The organism is Sphingomonas sp. (assembly GCF_042095875.1).
Classification (GTDB): domain Bacteria; phylum Pseudomonadota; class Alphaproteobacteria; order Sphingomonadales; family Sphingomonadaceae; genus Sphingomonas.
Genome location: NZ_JBELMJ010000042.1, coordinates 1 through 18310, shown reverse-complemented (window position 1 = coordinate 18310; position 18310 = coordinate 1). Strand labels below are relative to the sequence as shown.

General features: G+C 69.6%; 15 protein-coding genes. 6 read left to right on the top strand and 9 right to left on the bottom strand.

What is annotated here, in order from left to right:
• Positions 1–156: 156 nt before the first annotated feature.
• The 3 genes from ACFDS6_RS13415 to ACFDS6_RS13405 form a co-directional block, all read right to left on the bottom strand.
• Positions 157–1314 carry a CaiB/BaiF CoA transferase family protein gene (locus ACFDS6_RS13415; RefSeq protein ID WP_375272611.1) on the bottom strand — a complete coding sequence of 386 codons (1158 nt, stop codon included), beginning with the start codon at positions 1312–1314 and terminating at the stop codon, positions 157–159.
• Positions 1315–1553: 239 nt separating this feature from the next.
• Positions 1554–1817, bottom strand: a complete 264-nt coding sequence (locus ACFDS6_RS13410) for a hypothetical protein (RefSeq protein WP_375272610.1) — start codon at positions 1815–1817, stop codon at positions 1554–1556.
• A gap of 114 nt (positions 1818–1931) precedes the next feature.
• Positions 1932–3413: a DEAD/DEAH box helicase gene (locus tag ACFDS6_RS13405; RefSeq protein ID WP_375272609.1), complete on the bottom strand. Its 1482-nt coding sequence runs from the start codon at positions 3411–3413 to the stop codon at positions 1932–1934.
• Between the two features lie 277 nt (positions 3414–3690).
• Between ACFDS6_RS13405 and ACFDS6_RS13400 the strand changes: the two genes are divergently transcribed.
• Positions 3691–5793, top strand: a complete 2103-nt coding sequence (locus ACFDS6_RS13400) for an ATP-binding protein (protein WP_375272608.1) — start codon at positions 3691–3693, stop codon at positions 5791–5793.
• Here ACFDS6_RS13400 and ACFDS6_RS13395 read toward each other — a convergent pair whose 3' ends face one another.
• On the bottom strand, positions 5794–6252 hold the full coding sequence (locus tag ACFDS6_RS13395; RefSeq protein WP_375272607.1) for a DUF3429 domain-containing protein: 459 nt from the start codon (positions 6250–6252) through the stop codon (positions 5794–5796). It lies immediately after the preceding gene.
• Positions 6253–6386: 134 nt separating this feature from the next.
• Between ACFDS6_RS13395 and ACFDS6_RS13390 the strand changes: the two genes are divergently transcribed.
• Positions 6387–6683: a hypothetical protein gene (locus tag ACFDS6_RS13390; protein WP_375272606.1), complete on the top strand. Its 297-nt coding sequence runs from the start codon at positions 6387–6389 to the stop codon at positions 6681–6683.
• Positions 6684–6691: 8 nt separating this feature from the next.
• Entirely contained in the window at positions 6692–8266 is a 1575-nt protein-coding gene (locus ACFDS6_RS13385) for a methyl-accepting chemotaxis protein (protein ID WP_375272605.1), read from the top strand.
• A 106-nt stretch (positions 8267–8372) separates the two neighbouring features.
• Here the strand turns inward: ACFDS6_RS13385 and ACFDS6_RS13380 are convergent, their stop codons facing one another.
• From ACFDS6_RS13380 to ACFDS6_RS13370, 3 genes are all read right to left on the bottom strand, one after another.
• On the bottom strand, positions 8373–9527 hold the full coding sequence (locus tag ACFDS6_RS13380; protein ID WP_375272604.1) for an acyl-CoA dehydrogenase family protein: 1155 nt from the start codon (positions 9525–9527) through the stop codon (positions 8373–8375).
• A 95-nt stretch (positions 9528–9622) separates the two neighbouring features.
• Positions 9623–10966: a DNA methyltransferase gene (locus tag ACFDS6_RS13375; protein ID WP_375272603.1), complete on the bottom strand. Its 1344-nt coding sequence runs from the start codon at positions 10964–10966 to the stop codon at positions 9623–9625.
• A 5-nt stretch (positions 10967–10971) separates the two neighbouring features.
• A complete protein-coding gene (locus ACFDS6_RS13370) occupies positions 10972–11229 on the bottom strand; it encodes a hypothetical protein (RefSeq protein ID WP_375272602.1) in 258 nt (85 codons plus the stop codon).
• Positions 11230–11387: 158 nt separating this feature from the next.
• Here ACFDS6_RS13370 and ACFDS6_RS13365 point away from each other — a divergent pair, with 158 nt between their 5' ends.
• On the top strand, positions 11388–12389 hold the full coding sequence (locus tag ACFDS6_RS13365; protein ID WP_375272601.1) for a fumarylacetoacetate hydrolase family protein: 1002 nt from the start codon (positions 11388–11390) through the stop codon (positions 12387–12389).
• A 624-nt stretch (positions 12390–13013) separates the two neighbouring features.
• Here ACFDS6_RS13365 and ACFDS6_RS13360 read toward each other — a convergent pair.
• Positions 13014–14819: a DUF885 family protein gene (locus ACFDS6_RS13360; RefSeq protein ID WP_375272599.1), complete on the bottom strand. Its 1806-nt coding sequence runs from the start codon at positions 14817–14819 to the stop codon at positions 13014–13016.
• A gap of 101 nt (positions 14820–14920) precedes the next feature.
• Between ACFDS6_RS13360 and treF the strand changes: the two genes are divergently transcribed.
• Entirely contained in the window at positions 14921–16531 is a 1611-nt protein-coding gene (gene treF, locus ACFDS6_RS13355; RefSeq protein ID WP_375272598.1) for an alpha,alpha-trehalase TreF, read from the top strand.
• Here treF and ACFDS6_RS13350 read toward each other — a convergent pair whose 3' ends face one another.
• Positions 16532–17443, bottom strand: a complete 912-nt coding sequence (locus ACFDS6_RS13350) for a LysR family transcriptional regulator (protein WP_375272597.1) — start codon at positions 17441–17443, stop codon at positions 16532–16534.
• 83 nt (positions 17444–17526) lie between these two features.
• On the opposite strand from ACFDS6_RS13350, the gene ACFDS6_RS13345 reads away from it, so the two are divergent.
• A partial coding sequence (locus tag ACFDS6_RS13345; RefSeq protein WP_375272596.1) for an aldehyde dehydrogenase family protein occupies positions 17527–18310 on the top strand: 784 nt, incomplete at its 3' end.

The window sequence follows — 18310 nt, the reverse complement described above, 5'->3', positions numbered from 1 at the left end:
CACGCGCGCGGACGCGACCGCGGAAGGGCTATCGTGTGTTGGAGCCGCCCCCCAAAATTTTACTCGTCGCCCCGGACTTGATCCGGGGCCCCGCTTCTTCTCTCACGCCGCGGAGAAAGCGGGATCCCGGATCAAGTCCGGGTTGACGGCTGGACCCTACTCCCAATCCGCGTCCCTGTGCTCGCCCAGCCTCGGACTCGCGCGGCAGGCGACGACGCGCGCGCCGTTGATCGTGATCGGCGCGGCGAGCCCGGCGAGCCCGTCGACGGTGATCTGCATCCCCCGCGCGATCACCTGCGGGTCGGCGAACACCTGATCGACGCGATTGACCGGGCCGACGGGAACGCCCGCCATCTCCAGCGCGGCGAGCAGCGCGGCGCTCTCCCACTTCACCGTCTCCGCGACGATCATGGGCAGCAGCGCGGCGCGGTTCTCGACCCGCGCGGGGTTGGTCGCGAACCGCACGTCCTCGGCGAGCGCGGGGGTGCCGAGCACCGCGCACAGTTTTGCGAACTGCCGATCGTTGCCGACCGCGACGATCAGGTCGCCGTCGCTCGTGGGGAAGCTCTGATACGGGGCGAGGTTGACGTGGCCGTTGCCCATGCGCTGCGGCACGGTGCCGCTCGCCATCCAGTTGAGCGCCTGGTTGCCGAGCACGCCGACCTGCGTGTCGAGCAGCGCCATGTCGAGGTGTGCGCCCACGCCTGTCCGATCGCGCTCGCGCAAGCTCGCCAGGATCGCGACCGCGGCATAGACGCCGGTGAACAGGTCGGCGATCGCGACCCCGCTCTTCTGCGGCGCACCGTCCGGCTCGCCGGTCAGCGACATGATCCCGCCCATGCCCTGGATGATGAAATCGTAGCCGGCGCGGTGCGCGTAGGGGCCGGTCTGGCCGAAGCCGGTCACCGAGCAGACGATCAGCCGCGGGTTCGCCTCGCGTAGCGCGGCGGCGTCGAGCCCGTATTTGGCGAGCCCGCCGACCTTGTAATTCTCGATCACCACGTCCGCGCCCGCCGCCAGCGCGCGCACCCGCGCCTGACCTTGCGCGCTGGCGATGTCGACGGCGACCGAGCGCTTGCCGCGGTTGCAGGCGTGGTAATAGGCCGCCGACAGGTCGCTGCCATCCGCCGCGGTGACGAAGGGCGGTCCCCAATGGCGCGTGTCGTCGCCCTCGCCCGGCCGCTCCACCTTGATCACGTCCGCGCCCAGATCGGCGAGCAACTGCCCGCACCACGGGCCCGCCAGGATGCGTGCGAGTTCGAGCACGCGGAGACCGGCGAGCGGGCGGGGCGGGGTGGCGGCGGTGGCGGTCATCCTATTGGTCTAGGGGAGCAGGAGGCGGGTGCGCCAGCGTGTTCGTGCGGCGGCATGAGGAGCGAAGATGGATCCTGAGTGCGAGCTTGATTGCCGTCATCCCGGCGAAGGCCGGGATCCATCGTGCTGCAAGCGGCTCGGCCGATCGTGATATGGAGAAATGGATCCCGGCCTGCGCCGGGATGACGGACGAAGGGTTATAAAGCGCTGAACTCTTGTGTTCAGCGGATGTCAGTGGATCAGACGACCGAGTCCGGCTTCGCCTCGTCGAGCGCCACCAGCACCATCCGCTCCCACGCCGCTACGTCGCCCGCCGTGGCCATCGCCGCCGTCGGCTCGCGGAGTGTGTGGAGCACCGCGAGCGCGTCGTCGCGGTAGTCGGGCCAGCGCGCGTCCACCAGCCTGGCGGCGGACTCCTCCTGCCCGACGCCGTTGGCGCTGATGCGCTGCGCGGCGAGCACGCGCGCGATCCGCTCGACCAGCGGGGTGACGGATACGTCCATGAGCGACACTCCTTTGCCCCATCCGAACGCGGCGAGGCCCGCGCGGCTCCCGCAGCGCCGAAGCGGTGCGGGGCCGACGCGGGCCTCGTGAATCACTCGGGTCAGGCGCGCGGATCAGGCGAAGCTGCGCCCGCCGCCACCGCCGCCACCGCGACGCCCGCCACCACCGCCGCGACGGCTGGCGTTGGCGTAGTTGCGCCCGCCGGTCGCGGCACCCGCGCCGCCGTTGCCGCCGCTCGCACCCTGGCCGCCCTGGCGCTGGCTGCCGCCGCCCTGGCCGCCGCCGCGCGCGGAGGAGCCGCCGCGGCTACCCAGCGGCTGCGGCTCGTGCTGGCGCGAACCGTGCGCGGGGCGCGGGTTGTGCGACGCCTTAGGCCGCGCGGGACCGCGCTGCCGGTCGACGCGCGGCGCGGGGTCGGCGCCGATCGCCTTCACGCGCTCGGCCTTCAGCTGCTCGGCGCGCTTGAGGAAGTCCTCGGGCAGGCCGACGACGGGGATCTTCTGGCGCGTGACCTTCTCGATGTCCTTCAGGTACGGCTTCTCGTCATCGGCGCAGAAGGCGATCGCCTCGCCGCTCGCACCCGCGCGCGCGGTGCGGCCGATGCGGTGGACGTATTGCTCGGGCACGTTGGGCAGCTCGAAGTTGAACACGTGGCTGACCCCCGACACGTCGATGCCGCGCGCCGCGATGTCGGTCGCGACGAGGATCGGTACCTCGCCCGACTTGAACAGGGCGAGCGCGCGCTCGCGCTGCGGCTGGCTCTTGTTGCCGTGAATCGCGCTCGCCGCGATGCCGTTGCCCGCCAGCAGCTTCACCACGCGGTCGGCGCCGTGCTTGGTGCGGGTGAAGACGAGCGCGCGGTCGATCTTCGTCTCGCGCAGCATGATCGTCAGCAGCGCCTGCTTCTCGGCCTGGTTGCAGAAGATCACGCTCTGGTCGACGCGCTCGGCGGTGGTCGCCGCGGGCTTGATCGACACGGTGGCGGGATCGGTCAGGAACTGCGCCGCCAGGTCGCGGATCGCGACCGGCATGGTGGCGGAGAAGAACAAGGTCTGGCGCTTGCGCGGCACCATGCGGACGATCTTCTTGAGCGCGTGGATGAAGCCCAGGTCGAGCATCTGGTCGGCCTCGTCGAGCACCAGGATCTCGATCATCGACAGGTTAATATAGCCCTGCTCGACGCAGTCGATCAGGCGGCCGGGCGTCGCGACCAGGATGTCGACGCCGCGCGCCACGTCCTGCCGGTTCTTGTTTATGCTGGTGCCGCCGAACACGGTCGCGACCGACATCTTGGAGAAGGCGCCGTAGCCGCGCGCGCTGTCCGCGATCTGGCTGGCAAGCTCGCGCGTCGGCGCGAGGACGAGCATGCGGACGTGCGTCGGCAGCACGCGCTTGTCGGCGGCGACGAGCCGCTGGATCGAGGGCAGCACGAACGCCGCGGTCTTGCCGGTGCCGGTCTGCGCGATGCCGAGCAGGTCGCGGCCTTCCAGCAGCGTGGGGATGCTGTCGCGCTGGATCGGCGTCGGCTCGGAATAGCCCTTGGCCTCGATCGCGCGGACGAGCGGCTCGGCCAAGCCGAGATGTGCGAATGACATGAATATGGTCCCAAATAATCGAACCCCCGCCGCGCAGATGACGCGATGGGGGCGGGGGTAGGAAGAGACACCCCGCGTGACATGGGAGGTCGGTCGATGATCGACCGAGGCGGAGCCGGATCCCTCGCGGGATCGATCACGCTGCAAACGCCTCGATACCCCGCGATGTGACTGCTGCACCGCAAAAAGTCAAGGTCGCCGGTGAACTCCCCCGGTCAGCACGTGTTCAGCCACCTCTACCTATCGTCGTTACCTGTTTGAGTAGTCGTTTCCGACCATGACCGACCTGTCACCACCGTTACCCATCCGTGACGACGCGCTCAGCATCGGCCGCTGGCACTGGGACGTGCGCGCCGATCGGATCACCTCGGACGCATCGTTCGCGACCCTGTACGGCGTGTCGCCGGCGCTCGCAGCGGAGGGCGCGCCGATCGCGACCTTCTTCGGCGGTATCCACACCGACGACCTGCCGCGGGTGCAGGCCGCGATCGCGCATACGATGGCGACCGGCGAGGCGTTCGAGGAGGAATATCGCGTCATCGACGCCGAAGGGTCCGTCCGCTGGCTGGTGGCGCAGGGGCGGGTCGAGCGCGACGCGGCGGGCGTGGTCGTCGCCTTTCCGGGTGTCAGCTACGACATCGACGCCAGGAAGCGCAACGAACTGCGCCTCGCCGCCACCGTCGAGATCAACGACCGCCTGCGCGCGGGCGGCGACGCGGGCGACCTGGCGCTCGCCGCGGCGGAGGTGCTCGGGCGCACGCTCGACGTCAGTCGCGCGGGTTACGGCACCGTCGACCCGCGCGAGGAGACGATCACCACCGAGCGCGCCTATTGCGCGAGCGGGATCATGCCGCTGCCACGCAGGCTGCATTTCCGCGACTACGGCAGCTACATCGACGATCTGAAGGCGGGCGTGACGGTGGCGATCGCCGACGTGCGGGACGATCCGCGCACCCGCGACACGGCCGAGGGCCTGCGCGAACTGTCCGCCATGTCGTTCATCAACATGCCGGTGACCGAGCAGGGCGGGTTCGTCGCCTTGCTGTACCTCAACAACGCGACGCCGCGCGCGTGGAGCGACGAGGACGTGGCGTTCGTGCGCGACGTCGCCGAGCGCGTGCGCGACGCGGTGGAGCGTCGCCGCGTCGAGCACGAGCTCGCCGTGCTCAACGCGCGGCTGGAGGACGAGGTCGATGCGCGCACCGCCGAGCTGATGCGCGCCGAGGAGCAATTGCGCCAGGCGCACAAGATGGAGGCGGTCGGCCAGCTGACCGGCGGGCTGGCGCACGATTTCAACAATCTGCTGACCGGCATCTCGGGTGCGCTGGAAATGATCAACCTGCGCGTCGAACAGGGGCGCGCGGGCGAGCTCGACCGCTACGTCACCGCGGCGCAGGGGGCGACCCGGCGCGCGGCGGCGCTGACCCACCGCCTGCTCGCCTTCTCGCGCCGCCAGACGCTCGATCCCAAGCCGACCGACGTCAACCGGTTGATCGCTGGCATGGAGGAACTGGTGCGCCGCACGGTCGGCCCCGCGGTCGAGCTGGAGGTGGTGGGCGCCGCCGGGCTGTGGCCCGCGCTGGTCGATCCCAACCAGCTCGAGAATGCGCTGCTCAACCTGTGCATCAACGCGCGCGACGCGATGCCCGACGGCGGGCGGATCACGATCGAGACCGCGAACAAGTGGATCGACGAGCGGATCGCGCGCGAGCGCGACCTGGCGCCCGGCCAGTATCTCGCGCTGTGCGTCACCGACACGGGCGAGGGGATGACCCCCGAGGTGCAGGCGCGCGCCTTCGACCCCTTCTTCACCACCAAGCCGCTGGGCGAGGGGACCGGGCTGGGGTTGTCGATGATCTACGGCTTCGCGCGGCAATCGGGCGGTCAGGTGCGGATCTACAGCGAGGTCGGCGACGGCACCACCGTGTGCATCTACCTGCCGCGCCACTATGCCGGCGAGGAGGCGGACGGGGGCAAGGCCGCCGACGCGCTCGCCGCAGCGCCGGTTACCGGGCAGCGCACGGTGATGGTCGTCGACGACGAGCCGACGATCCGCATGCTGGTGAGCGAGGTGCTGGTCGAGCAGGGCTATACCGTGCTGGAGGCGGGCGACGGCGCGGGCGCGCTGCGCCTGCTCGGCTCGGGGGTGACGCCCGACCTGCTCGTCACCGATGTCGGGCTGCCGGGGCAGATGAACGGTCGCCAGGTCGCCGACGCGGCGGTCGCGCTGCTGCCCGACCTCAAGGTGCTGTTCATCACCGGCTACGCGGAGAATGCGGTGATCGGCAACGGGCAGCTCGCGCCGCACATGGCGCTGGTGACCAAGCCGTTCTCGATGGACACGCTCGCGGCCAAGGTCGGCGTGCTGCTGGCGGACTGATCAGCCCGCGAGCGCGCCCGCGGCGATCGTCAGCGCGCCCAGCCCGATCGACAAGGGCACGCGCAACCGCATCCAATTGGCCGGCGCCGCGCCGCGCGCGACCAGCCAGCGATCGACCGGCAGCGTGAGCAGGATCGCGCAACCCATCGCGACCAGCCCGATCGGCAGGCGCACCGCGGCGAGCGCCAGGATCGCGCCCGCCACCAGGCTCGGCACCACCGCGAGCGCCACCAGTATCGACTGGCCCGCGCGCCGAAACATCGCCAGCCCCCACCACATGCCGCCGAGGAAACTGAGGATCAGCGCACCGTAGGCGAGCGCGATCAGCGCGCCGTCGCCGATCCCCAGCCCCGCCAGCACCACTGCGCCGACCTGCGGCAGCAGCCCCGCGAACCCCAAAGCGAACGCGACGCGCCCGACCGCGAACGGATAGGGGTCCCGGCCAGCCTGCTCGATCATGCGACATCTCCTGCTGAAACGCGGGCACGCGCGCCCGCTGATTTACGCAACCTACGCGCAAACGATCCGCCGGACGTTAATTCCTGACGTATGTTAAACCTCGCGGTAACCCTCCGCACGCTACGGCGGACCCCATGTTACGCGCGCGCCGATACCTCGCTCCCTGTCTCCAGCTCGCGGGGGGCGTGGTCGCGCTGGTCGCGTTGGCGATGGCGCCGCCGGAGCGCGGCGACCTGCTGTTCGTGCCGCTGACCGCCGCTGCCGCCCCGGTGCAGGCGGCGCGCGCGGACGGGTCGGCGCTGCTCGGGCGCGGCCCGCTCGGCTCGATCGTGGTGCGCGCGACCGGTCCGCGCGACCTGCTCGCACTGCTGCGCCACGGTATCCTGGTCACCGCCGCGCCCGGCGTGCTGTGCGGAACGGTGCGCGCGTGAGCAGGGATATGACGGTCTCACCCGCGCGCTCGGTCGTGCTCGACGACCTGCGCCGGCGGGGCGTGCGCAACCTGGTGATCGCGAGCTGGCTGTGCCTGCCCCTGATCGCGATCGGCGACCGCCTGCTGGGCGGCAGCGGCGTGTCCGCGGCGCTGCTGGTCGCGGCGCTGACGCTGGTGCTGCCGACGCGCGTGGCGGTGCAGCGCCGGTTCGACCGCGCCGCGCGGCTGACGGTCGGGGTCGAGGCCGCGATCATGCCCGCAGTGTTCGTCTACATGCTGCGCGGCCACGGCTGGCAGATGGACGCGCACATGTACTTCTTCGTGGCGCTCGCCGCGCTCAGCCTGTTGTGCGACTGGCGCCCGATCGCGCTCGCCTCCGCGCTGATTGCGGTGCACCATTTGTTGTTCGAGGCGCTGGTGCCCGACTGGGTGTTCGCCGGCTCGGGCAATCTCGGCCGCGTCGCGTTTCACGCGGTCGCGGTGGTGCTGCAAGCCGGCGCGCTGATCTATATCACGCAGCAGCTGCGCCGGCTGATCCTGGCGCAGGACACCGCGCGCCACGAGCAGGAGCGCGCGCGCCTGCACAGCGAGCAGCTGTCCGCCGAGGCCGCCGCCGCGGCCGCGCGCGCGGTGGACGCGCTCGCCGCCGCGCGCGCCGCGGAGGACAGTTCCGCGCGCGAGCGTGCGCGCCGCGAGGAGGCGGAGCGGCGGCTGGCGGACGATCGCCGCACCGCGCTGCTGTCGCTCGCCGGCGCGTTCGAGCACACGGTGGCGGGCGTCGCGGTCGCGCTGGACGAGGCATCGGTGCAGCTGGTCAGCTCGGCGGTGTCGCTCAACGAACTCGCGGCCGATGCAGGCCAGCAGGCGACGGAGGTGGTCGCGGGCGCGGTGCAGGCGTCGTCGGCGGCGCAGGACGTCGCCGCGGCGGTGCGCGACCTGTCGGGGTCGATGGAGACCGTCGCGCGCCACGCCGAGGAGCAGCGCAACCTGACCCGCGCCGCGCGCGACAGCGCGGCGTCGAGCGACCAGGCGGTGCGCCAACTCGCCGAGCGGACCGGCGACATCGGCGGCTTCGTGGAACAGATCGGCGGCATCGCCGCGCAGACCAACCTGCTCGCGCTCAACGCCACGATCGAGGCGGTGCGCGCAGGCGAGGCGGGGCGCGGCTTCGCGGTGGTCGCGGGCGAGGTGAAGCAGCTCGCCGCGGGCACCGCGCACGCGACGCTGAAGATCGCGGACCTGATCGCGGGGATCGAGCAGGGCGTCAGCGCGGCGGCGGGCGACCTCGACGTCGCCTCCAATATGGTCCGTCAGGTGACGGTCGCGGCGAACGACATCCGCGAGGCGGTCGACACGCAGCGCGCCGCCGCCGCGCAGATCGAGCGCACCGCCTGCGACGCCGCGCGCGGCGCCGATTACGTCGAGCAGCAGATCGCGGTGGTGGCGAGCGCCGCGACCGCGGCCGAGACGCTCTCCGCGACCGTTCGCACCGCCGCCGCCAGCCTGTCCGCGCACGCCAGCCGGCTGCGCCAGTCGACCGACCGCTTCGTCGAGGAACTGCGCGCCGACGCGGCGGCCTAGTCTCTCCTACGTCACCCCGGACCCGATCCGGGGTCCCGCTTTCTTTACCGGTGCGGCCGAGAAGAAGCGGGTTCCCGGATCAAGTTCGGGATGACGGGAATCTATGTCACAGCTTCCGCGCGATCACTTCCTTCATGATCTCGTTGGTGCCGCCGTAAATGCGGCTGACGCGCGCCGCGCGCCACGCGCGCGCGATCGGATATTCGTTCATGTAGCCCGCGCCGCCGTGGAGCTGGAGGCACTTGTCCATCACCTCCCATTCCAGCTCGGTGTGGAACAGCTTGGCCGCCGCACCCTCCTCGTTGGTCAGCTCGCCGGCCAGGTGCCGCTTGATGCACCAGTCGAGGTGCGCCCAGCCGACCTGCAGCTTCGCCTTCAAATCGGCGAGCACGAACTTGGTGTTCTGGAAATCGAACACCGTGCCCTTGAACGCGCGGCGATCCTTGGTGAAGGCGACCGTCTCGTCGAACGCCTTCTGCGCGGTCGCCTGCACCGATACCGCGATCGACAGCCGCTCCTGCGGCAACTGGCTCATCAGGTAGATGAAGCCCTTGCCCTCCTCGCCCAGGCAGTTGGTGATCGGCACGCGCACGTCGTCGAAGAACAGTTCGGACGTGTCGGCGGCGTCCTGCCCGATCTTGTCGAGCTTGCGCCCCTTGCGAAAGCCGTCGCGGTCGCTCTCGACCAGGATGATCGACATGCCCTTGTACGCCGGCTGCGCGTCGGGGTCGGTCTTGGCGACCACCAGCGTCAGGTCGGTGTTCTGCCCGTTGGTGATGTAGGTCTTCGACCCGTTGATGACGTAGTGGTTGCCGTCCTTCTTCGCCGACGTGCGGATCGATTGCAGGTCGCTGCCCGTCCCCGGCTCGGTCATCGCGATCGCGGTCACCACCTCGCCCGACACCATCTTGGGCAGCCACTGCGCCTTCTGCTCCTCGCTGCCGTAATGCTCGATATAGCCCGCGACGATGTCCGACTGGAGCGAGAAGCCCGCGGGGACCCCCGCGTACGCCATCTCCTCGTCGACGATCGCGTTGTAGCCGAAATCCAGCCCCAGCCCGCCGTACGCCTCGGGCACCGTCGGGCACAGCATCCCGACCTCGCCCGCCTGCCGCCAGAACGACTTGGGCACCAGCCGGTCCTTGTTCCACTGGTCGGCGAAGGGTTGCCCTTCCTTCGCCAGAAAGCTGCGCACCGTCTGGCGGAACGCCTCGTGATCCTCGGTATAGGCCTGCCGGCCGGCGACGGTGTCGAGTGTCATAGGGGCGTCCTCTCGCGTGGATGTTCTCCCGTACGAGTGTCGCCAGCCGCCCGGGCCGGGTCAAGTAACTTTTGTTATGGCGGCCGTCGCGGGCGTTACAACAGGCTGCCCTGCCGCGCGCTGTCCTCGCGCGCGGCGCGCTTGAACGCGGCACCTGGGTCGACGAACGGGATGTCGGGGCGCTTCCCTGCGAACAGTTCGGCCAGCGTGACGATCTGCAACCGCGGGTAGCTGCGGCCGGTCGCGGGCGAGTGGACCACGCCCACCGCCGCCGCCTCGCGCTCCATCGGCTTGGTCGGCAGCGCCTTGGTGATGAACACGCCCATCGGCGCCTTTTCGCGCTTCATCGCGGAATGCAGGTCGCGGATCATCGCCACGCTGACGTTGTCGCCGCCCTTCACGGAGACGATCGCCTTCTCTGTCTTCTTGCCGTCCAGCTTGAAGTAGATGATGCCGTCGACGCCGCCGTCCGCGCCCTTCTTCTTGCCGCCGAACGGCATCGCGTCGACCATGCTGACCGCCCACCATTGGAACTGGTATTTGTCGCGCGCGGCCAGGTCCTCGGCCGAGGCGAGGTCCTTGGGCGTGCCCTCGACGGTGAAGTCGATGCCGGGAAAGGCGGCGCGCATCCGTTTCTCGATCAGGCTGATCGCGAGGTGGGTCACGTCGATCCCGATCCACTGCCGACCGAGCTTCTGCGCGGCATGCACCGCGGTCCCGCAGCCGCAGAACGGGTCGAGCACCACGTCGCCCTCGTTGGATGAAGCGGCGATGATGCGTTCTAGGAGGGCGAGGGGCTTCTGGGTCGGGTAGCCGAGGCGTTCTTGAGCCTGGGAATTTACAGGCGGTATGTCATCCCAAAGATTGCCGATGATCTCCCCCTTCTGTTCGTCGAGATAGCGAATCAGGTAGGGCGTTCCTGAACGGGACCAATGTAGCCGTTTAGCTTCGTGTAGAGCCGCTACCTTTTCGCGCACCATCCGCCATCCGTATGGCGGCGTGAAACCTTCAAACTCATAGACAAGGTTAGGCCGAGGTCCCATGCTGGCTGAGCGGATGATGTTATCGTGTCGATATCGACGCCCAAGTTCATCAACGTGTCGGTAGTGGCTATCAATATAGCTTTGAGAATGATCGCCATGTTGCTCATTCCAGGTGAGAACGCTGCCCTTTGAGTAGAAGTAGATCGTATCTGTCTCGTGACTGAAGCGACCCTTCGTGTCTGAGTGTGCTGTTGTTCTCTTCCAGATTATTTCGTTGCGATACCTATCTGCCCCGAGAATCGCATCCAGCAGCAGCTTGAGGTAATGGCTCGCGGTAGGGTCGCAGTGGAGGTACAGGCTGCCGGTCGGCTTCAGCACGCGGTGCAGCTCGATCAGGCGGATCGCCATCATGCTGAGATACGCCATCATGTCGTTCTCGCCCAGGAACCCGCGCATCGCGTTCAGCAGGTCGAACGCCTTGGTATTTCCGCTGCGCGCGACCTGGTCGAAGGCGTCCTCGGCGCGGTCGTTCCAGTGCAGGTGTCCTCGAACGCCTCGATCTGCGCGTCCGACTGCGTGCCGGTCGGCGACCTGAACAGGATGTTGTAATTGGCGTTCGAGTTGAACGGCGGGTCGAGATAGACGAGGTCGACGCTCTCGCTCGCGACATGGTCGCGCAGCACGGTCAGATTGTCGCCGTAATATAACCGGTTGGTCACGCCTGCTCACCCCCGCGCGGCGCGGTCGCGCGCCCGCGCCCTCGTTGCCGGATCGTGCCGGGCGCCGCAATGCCGCGCGGGCGGCAGGCGCGCGTATCTGGCGGCTTGGCGTCCGGCCGTCTGCTCGACTACAATTGGGGGCAAAGGAGAGCAGCCACATGAAACTCGCCAGCCTGAAGAGCGGTCGCGACGGACACCTCGTCGTCGTGTCGAACGATCTCGCCTGGTACGCCGATGCCGCGCATCTGTGCCCGACGCTGCAGGCCGCGCTCGATGACTGGGACCGCGTCGCGCCGCAGCTCGAACTGCTCGCCACCGACCTGGAGCATCAGGCGATCCCGCGCGAACGCTTCCACGAGCACGACGCCGCCGCGCCGCTGCCGCGCGCCTATCAGTGGGCGGACGGCTCCGCCTACGTCAACCACGTCGCGCTGGTGCGGCAGGCGCGCGGGGCGGAGATGCCCGAGACGTTCTGGCACGATCCGCTGATGTACCAGGGCGGCTCGGACGGGTTCCTGGGTCCGCGCGACGCGATCCCGCTCGCCGACGAGAGCTGGGGCTGCGACCTGGAGGCCGAGGTGGTGGTGGTGACCGGCGACGTCGCCTTGGGGGCGACGCGTGACGAGGCGCTGGCCGCGGTCCGCCTCGTCGGGCTCACCAACGACGTGTCCTTGCGCAACCTCATCCCCGGCGAGCTCGCCAAGGGGTTCGGCTTTTTTCAGTCCAAACCCGCCAGCGCCTTCTCGCCCGTGTTCGTGACGCCGGACGCGCTCGGCGACTGGTGGCAGGGCGGCAAGCTCCACCGCCGCCTGTGCGTCGACCTGAACGGCCAGCCGTTCGGCCGGGCGCAAGCCGGCGAGGACATGACGTTCGACTTCGGCACGCTGTTGGCGCACGCGGCCAAGACGCGGCGGCTGGGCGCGGGCACGATCGTCGGCTCGGGCACCGTCTCCAACCGCGACGCCGACGGCGGGCCGGGCAAGCCGATCGCGGACGGCGGCGTCGGCTACTCCTGCCTGGCCGAAGTCCGCACCGTTGAGACGATCGCCGCGGGCAAGCCGACCACCCCCTTCCTCAAGCGCGGCGACACCGTCCGCATCTGGGCCGAGGACGACCGCCACCACCCGATCTTCGGCACGATCGAGCAGACGGTGGAGTGACGAAAACTCCCTCTCCCCGATGGTGAGAGGGTTGGGGTGACGGAAGCTCCCTCTCCCCGCCGGGGAGAGGGCCGGGGTGAGGGGCCCGTGTCTCACAGAGCGCACCGCCCGGCCCAACCCCTCACCCAACCCTCTCCCCAAGGGGGAGAGGGCTAACGCACCAAAGCCCTCTCCCGATTGGGGAGAGGGTTGGGAGAGGGGCTGAAGCCTCGCAGAGCGAACCGCCAGCCCCGCAACAACCCCATGTCCTACAACCCGACCACGCGATAAGTCGCCCACCCAAGCTCTTTCACATCGCCGCACACCTACAGCCGCACCCAGCCGTGTGACGGCCGCACCGCGCGAAGCTCCGACCCTCAGCCGTAGCGGTCGCCAACCGATCTCCACCACCGTCATCCCGGACTTGATCCGGAATCCCGCTGCCTTCTCCCACCCGCCCGAGAAGCGGGACCCCGGATCAAGTCCGGGGTGACGAGCCGAAGTGAGCCACGCCACGCATTGGCCTCACCTTAGCGTGACCTTCCGCGCCAACCACGCCGCGCGTTGGCCACACCTTAGCCTCACCTTCCGCGCCGCCACGCCGCGCGTAGGCCTCACCTTGGCGTGACCTTCCGCCCGCGCCGGTTACTTCGCGCCCTTCGCCCAGGCGTCGATCTTGCGCTCCAGTACCGGCATCGGCAGCGCGCCCGTGTCCAGCACCTGCGCGTGGAACGTGCGCGGGTCGAAGCGCGCGCCCAGCGTCGCCTTGCTCGACGCCTTCAACCGCGAGATCGTCAGCTGCCCGAGCTTGTACGCCAGTGCCTGCCCCGGAATCGCGATGTAGCGCTCGACCTCGGCGGTAGCATCCGTGCGCGCCATCGGCGAGTTGGCGAGCATGTACTCGATCGACTGGTCGCGGGTCCAACCCTTGGCGTGGATGCCGGTGTCGACCACCAGCCGCATCGCGCGCAGCATCTCGTCGTTCAGCCCGCCCATCCGCTGATACGGGTCGGTCTCCATGCCCAGCTCGTTCCACAACGTCTCGGCGTAGAGCGCCCAGCCCTCGGCATAAGCGGTGTTGCCGCCGAAGCGCATGAACGCGGGCAGCGCCTCGTTCTCCTGCGCCAGGCTGATCTGGAAGTGATGCCCCGGCACCGCCTCGTGCAGGTACAGCGTCTCCATCTCCCACATGTAGCGCGAGGGCAGGTCGTAGGTGTTGTAGTAGAACACGCCCGGCCGCGACCCGTCGGGCGTCCCGCCGTTGTACGAGCCCCCGGCGTCGGTCTTCTCGCGGAAGGCGGGGACGGGGCGGATCTCCAGCTTGGTCTCGGGGATCAGCGAGAATTGCTCGCCGATGCGCTGGTTCACGCGCCGCCCGATCGCCTCGTAGCCGAGCCGCAGCTGCTCGGCCGAGGTCGGCTGAAACCTTTTGTCGGTGCGCAGGAAGGTGAAGAACTCCGGCAGCGTGCCCTTGAACCCGACCTTCTGCTTCTGCGCCTCCATTTCGCGCAGGATACGCGCGACTTCGTTGAGGCCGAGCTGGTGCACCGCCTCCGCCTTGAGCGGTAGCGTCGTGTTCGACTCGATCAGGTAATCGTACAGCTTCGCGCCCCCCGGCATCGCCGACAGCCCGACGCTGTCGCGCGCGACCAGAAGGTATTCGGTCTCCAGGAAGTCGCGCATCCGCCGGTGCGCGGGGTTGATGACTTCGCGGATCTGGGCGGCATAGGCGGCGCGCAGCCGCGCCTGGTCCGCGGCCGAGATGCCGGCGGGGAAGGTCTTGACCGGACCGTAGAAGGTCGATCCCTCGACGCCCTGTTTCAGCAGATTGTCGAACTGCTCGACCATGTTGCGCACGACCAGCTTGGGCTGGACGATCCCCGCCTTCATGCCCTCGCGGAAGCGCTGAATCGCCTCGTCCATGATCCGCGCGTACTGCGCGTTGCGCTTCAGGTTGTTCTCGTAATCCGCCAGCGTCTTGAACGGCGCCGCCCCCTGGCCCGAGGCGAAGTCGGGGTAGAAGGCCTGGAAGCCGTAGAAATGGTCGAGCGGCCGCACGATCGTCAGCGCGACCAGGTCGGGCTGGAGCCCGCGCAGCGCCACCTCGGTCTGGTACTTGAACACGTCATAGGCGATCTGGTCGACGTGGGTCAGCTTGGCGCGGTCGATCCGCTTCAAGGCGGCCAAGTCCTGCTCGTTCGCGGCGCGCTCGGCCGCGATCGACGCGTCGGACAGCGGGTCGCCCAGCCGGTCGGCGTAGCGCAGGTCGCCGCGGTAGATCGCGCCGATTGGGTTGCGCTTCAGGCTCGCCTCGTCACTGTCGTAGAACAAGCGCTTGAGCTTCGCGTCCTCCGCGCTGTCGCCGGCGAGCGGGACGGGCGGCGGCAGCGCCTGTCCAAAGGCGCTCGCGGAGCAGGCGAGCAGCAGGGCGGCGGTGATGGCGAAGCGCATGATGTGAGGTAACCCCTGAAACAATCGCGCGAACGTCTATGGGTCGGCCGCCCGCGCGACAAGCGGTTGTCGGCGGGGCGCGTGATGTGGTGAGAAGCGGCATGACCGCCACCCGCCCGTTCGCCGCACACCCCTTCTCCGCCCGCCGCTGGCCCCTCGCGCTCGCCGCCGCGCTGCTGACGCTCGCCGGATGCGCGGGCACGACCCCGCTGCCGCCGGTCGCCGCGGTCGACCCCGCCGGCGTGCAGACGCCCGCCGACCTGTACGGCGATCTGTTCGTGGCGGTGCAGATGCGGCGCATCTTTCCCGACGGCAAGACCTTCGTTGACGCGGTGCCCAGGCGCGCGGCGGCGGCGATCATGCAGGACTGGCGCGCGGCCGGTGCGATGGACGACGCCGCCCTGCGCGCGTTCGTGCTCGCCAATTTCGACGTGCCCGGCGACGCCGCGGCGCCGGTGCCCGCGACCGGTGGCAGGAACGTCGCGATGGCGGAGCATATTCGGCGGCTATGGCCGGTGCTGACACGTCCGCCGCTCGACCCGCCCGCGGGATCGTCCGCGCTCGCGCTGCCGCGGCGCTACGTGGTGCCGGGCGGGCGCTTTCGCGAGATGTACTATTGGGACAGCTATTTCACGATGCTGGGGCTGAAGGCCGACGGCGAGGGCGCGCTGGTTGACAGCATGATCGACGATTTCGTCGCGCTGGTGGAGCGCTACGGCCACGTCCCCAACGGTACGCGGACTTACTATCTCAGCCGCTCGCAACCGCCGTTCCTGTACGCGATGATGGCGCTGTCGCCCGCCAGCGACGCAGCCGTGAAGGCGCGCCGGCTCGCCGCGCTCAAGCGCGAGTGGGCGTACTGGACCGCACCTGAGCACACGGCGACCATGCCCGACGGCACGACGCTCCAGCATTACTGGGACGCGCGCAGCACCCCGCGCGACGAATCGTACCTCGAGGACGTCGAGACCGCGCGCGCGAGCGGGCGACCGGCAGCGGAGGTGTACCGTGACTTGCGCGCGGGTGCGGAGAGCGGCTGGGATTATTCCTCGCGCTGGCTCGCCGACGGGCAGACGCTCGCCACGATCGACACGACGCGGATCGTTCCGGCCGACCTCAACAGCCTGCTCTTCGGGCTGGAGCAGGCGATCGCGACCGGTTGCGCCGACGCAGGAGACACCGCTTGCGCGGGCAGCTTCACCGATCGCGCGACGACGCGGCGCAACGCGGTGGAGCGCTGGTTGTGGGACGAGGCGGGCGGTCGCTACGGCGACTATGACAGCGCGCGCAAGGCAGTGCGCGGCGGGGTGACCGCGGCGACGCTCTACCCGCTGTTCACCGGGCTCGCGTCGAAGGAACACGCCGCGCGTGTGGCGCAGGCGACCGAGCGGCTGCTGCTCGCCGCCAACGGCCTGCGCACCACGACGGTCGCGACGGGGCAGCAGTGGGACAAGCCCAACGGTTGGGCGCCGCTGCAGTGGATCGCGGTCGAGGGGCTGACGCGCTACGACCGCGGCGACCTGGCGGCGGCGATTGCGCTGCGCTTCGTCTCGGCGGTCGAGCGCGAGTATCGCGCCTCGGGCAAGCTGCTGGAGAAGTACGACGTCGAGCAGAGCCGCGCGGGCGGCGGCGGCGAGTATCCGACGCAGGACGGCTTCGGCTGGACCAACGGCGTCGTCCGCGCGCTACAGGAGCGCTATCCGGGAATGTGATCAGTCGCCCACCAGCTGCGCGCGGTGGCGCGTGACGAGCTCGACCAGCCACGCGCGGAACGCGCGCACGCGCCGCAACTGCCGCGTGTCGCGGTGCGTGACGAGCCAGAAGGCGCGCGCGATCTCGACCTCGGGCATGACGCGCACGAGCGCGGGGTCTTGGCCGCCGATGAAGTGCGGCAGCACGCCCAGCCCCGCGCCGCTCGCGATCAGCCGCGCTTGCGCGTTGATGCTCGAACTGCGCAAAGCAGGCGACAACCCCGCGTCGATCTCGCGCAGGTAGCGCAGCTCGGGCGAGTAGAGCAGGTCGGGGATGTAGCCGATCAGCCGGTGCTCGGCCGCGATCGTGTCGCGCGTCGGCGTACCGTGTCGGTCGAGATAGTCGCGGCTGGCGTACAGGCGCAGCGTATAGTCGGCGAGCTTGCTCGCGACCACCGGCCCCGCGCTCGGGCGTTCGAGCAGCACCGCGACATCGGCCTCGCGCTTCGACGGCGACAGGAAACCCGAACTCGCCACCAGGTCGATCGTCAGCGCGGGGTGGCGGCGCGCGAAATCGTGCAGGTGCTCGGCGACCAGCCAGGTGCCGAACCCTTCGGACACGCTGACGCGCAGCAGCCCCGACAGCGTCTCGCGGTCGCCGTCGCCCGCGTCGCCGATGCGGTCCCCGATCCGCTCGGACGCGCGCTGCATCGTCTCGACCTGCGCGAGCAACCGCTCGCCCGCCTCGGTCAGCACCTGTCCCTCGCGCGTCTGCTCGAACAGGGTCGCGCCCAGCCGCGCCTCCAGCCGGCGCAAGCGACGCCCGATCGTGGTCGCGTCGACGCCGACCTGCGCCGCCGCACGCGCGATCTGTCCTGCGCGCGCGATGGCGAGGAAGTCCTGCAGGTCGCCCCAGGGTATCGGCTGCGTCATTGCAGGCGAACGTTGCAGAATTGCGGGTTGCCTGCAACGCGGGCGAGGCGCAGACGGTCGATCAAGAAATCAGGAGAGCGGCAATGCGGTTCATCGACCACCATATCGTCGGCCACTCGGGCGGCGGGGATGCGGGACGCACCGGGGACGTGTACGACCCAAACACGGGGAAGGTGCAGGCGAGCGTGACTCTCGGCACGCAGGCGGACCTCGACCGCGCGGTCGCTGCCGCGCAGGCCGCGCAGCCCGCCTGGGCGGCGACCAACCCGCAGCGCCGCGCGCGCGTCATGTTCCGCTTCAAGGAACTGGTCGAGGCGAACATGGACGAGCTGGCGCACCTGCTCTCGTCCGAGCACGGCAAGGTGATCGCGGACTCGAGGGGCGACGTCCAGCGCGGGCTGGAGGTGATCGAATTCTGCTGCGGCATCCCGCATGTGCTCAAGGGCGAGTATACGCAGGGCGCGGGTCCGGGCATCGACGTCTATTCGATGCGCCAGCCGCTCGGGATCGGTGCGGGCATCACGCCGTTCAACTTCCCGGCGATGATCCCGCTGTGGATGAGCGGCGTCGCGATCGCGACCGGCAACGCCTTTATCCTGAAGCCCAGCGAGCGCGACCCGTCGGTGCCGGTGCGCCTGGCCGAACTGTTCCGCGAGGCCGGGCTGCCCGAGGGTATCCTGCAGGTCGTCCACGGCGACAAGGAGATGGTCGACGCGATCCTCGACCATCCCGCGATCAGCGCGGTCAGCTTCGTCGGCTCGTCCGACATCGCGCACTACGTCTATCGCCGCGGCGTCGCGGCGGGGAAGCGTGTCCAGGCGATGGGCGGCGCCAAGAACCACGGCATCGTCATGCCCGATGCCGATC

What these genes read in the sequence shown, in the direction of transcription:
- ACFDS6_RS13405 (WP_375272609.1), bottom strand. Translation starts at nt 3,413, where the DNA reads ATGTCATTCGCACATCTCGGCTTGGCCGAGCCGCTCGTCCGCGCGATC.
- ACFDS6_RS13400 (WP_375272608.1), top strand. Translation starts at nt 3,691, where the DNA reads ATGACCGACCTGTCACCACCGTTACCCATCCGTGACGACGCGCTCAGC.
- ACFDS6_RS13380 (WP_375272604.1), bottom strand. Translation starts at nt 9,527, where the DNA reads ATGACACTCGACACCGTCGCCGGCCGGCAGGCCTATACCGAGGATCAC.
- ACFDS6_RS13415 (WP_375272611.1), bottom strand. Translation starts at nt 1,314, where the DNA reads ATGACCGCCACCGCCGCCACCCCGCCCCGCCCGCTCGCCGGTCTCCGC.
- ACFDS6_RS13410 (WP_375272610.1), bottom strand. Translation starts at nt 1,817, where the DNA reads ATGGACGTATCCGTCACCCCGCTGGTCGAGCGGATCGCGCGCGTGCTC.
- ACFDS6_RS13375 (WP_375272603.1), bottom strand. Translation starts at nt 10,966, where the DNA reads ATGCGCGGGTTCCTGGGCGAGAACGACATGATGGCGTATCTCAGCATG.
- ACFDS6_RS13395 (WP_375272607.1), bottom strand. Translation starts at nt 6,252, where the DNA reads ATGATCGAGCAGGCTGGCCGGGACCCCTATCCGTTCGCGGTCGGGCGC.
- ACFDS6_RS13360 (WP_375272599.1), bottom strand. Translation starts at nt 14,819, where the DNA reads ATGCGCTTCGCCATCACCGCCGCCCTGCTGCTCGCCTGCTCCGCGAGC.
- ACFDS6_RS13385 (WP_375272605.1), top strand. Translation starts at nt 6,692, where the DNA reads ATGACGGTCTCACCCGCGCGCTCGGTCGTGCTCGACGACCTGCGCCGG.
- ACFDS6_RS13390 (WP_375272606.1), top strand. Translation starts at nt 6,387, where the DNA reads ATGTTACGCGCGCGCCGATACCTCGCTCCCTGTCTCCAGCTCGCGGGG.
- treF (WP_375272598.1), top strand. Translation starts at nt 14,921, where the DNA reads ATGACCGCCACCCGCCCGTTCGCCGCACACCCCTTCTCCGCCCGCCGC.
- ACFDS6_RS13350 (WP_375272597.1), bottom strand. Translation starts at nt 17,443, where the DNA reads ATGACGCAGCCGATACCCTGGGGCGACCTGCAGGACTTCCTCGCCATC.
- ACFDS6_RS13365 (WP_375272601.1), top strand. Translation starts at nt 11,388, where the DNA reads ATGAAACTCGCCAGCCTGAAGAGCGGTCGCGACGGACACCTCGTCGTC.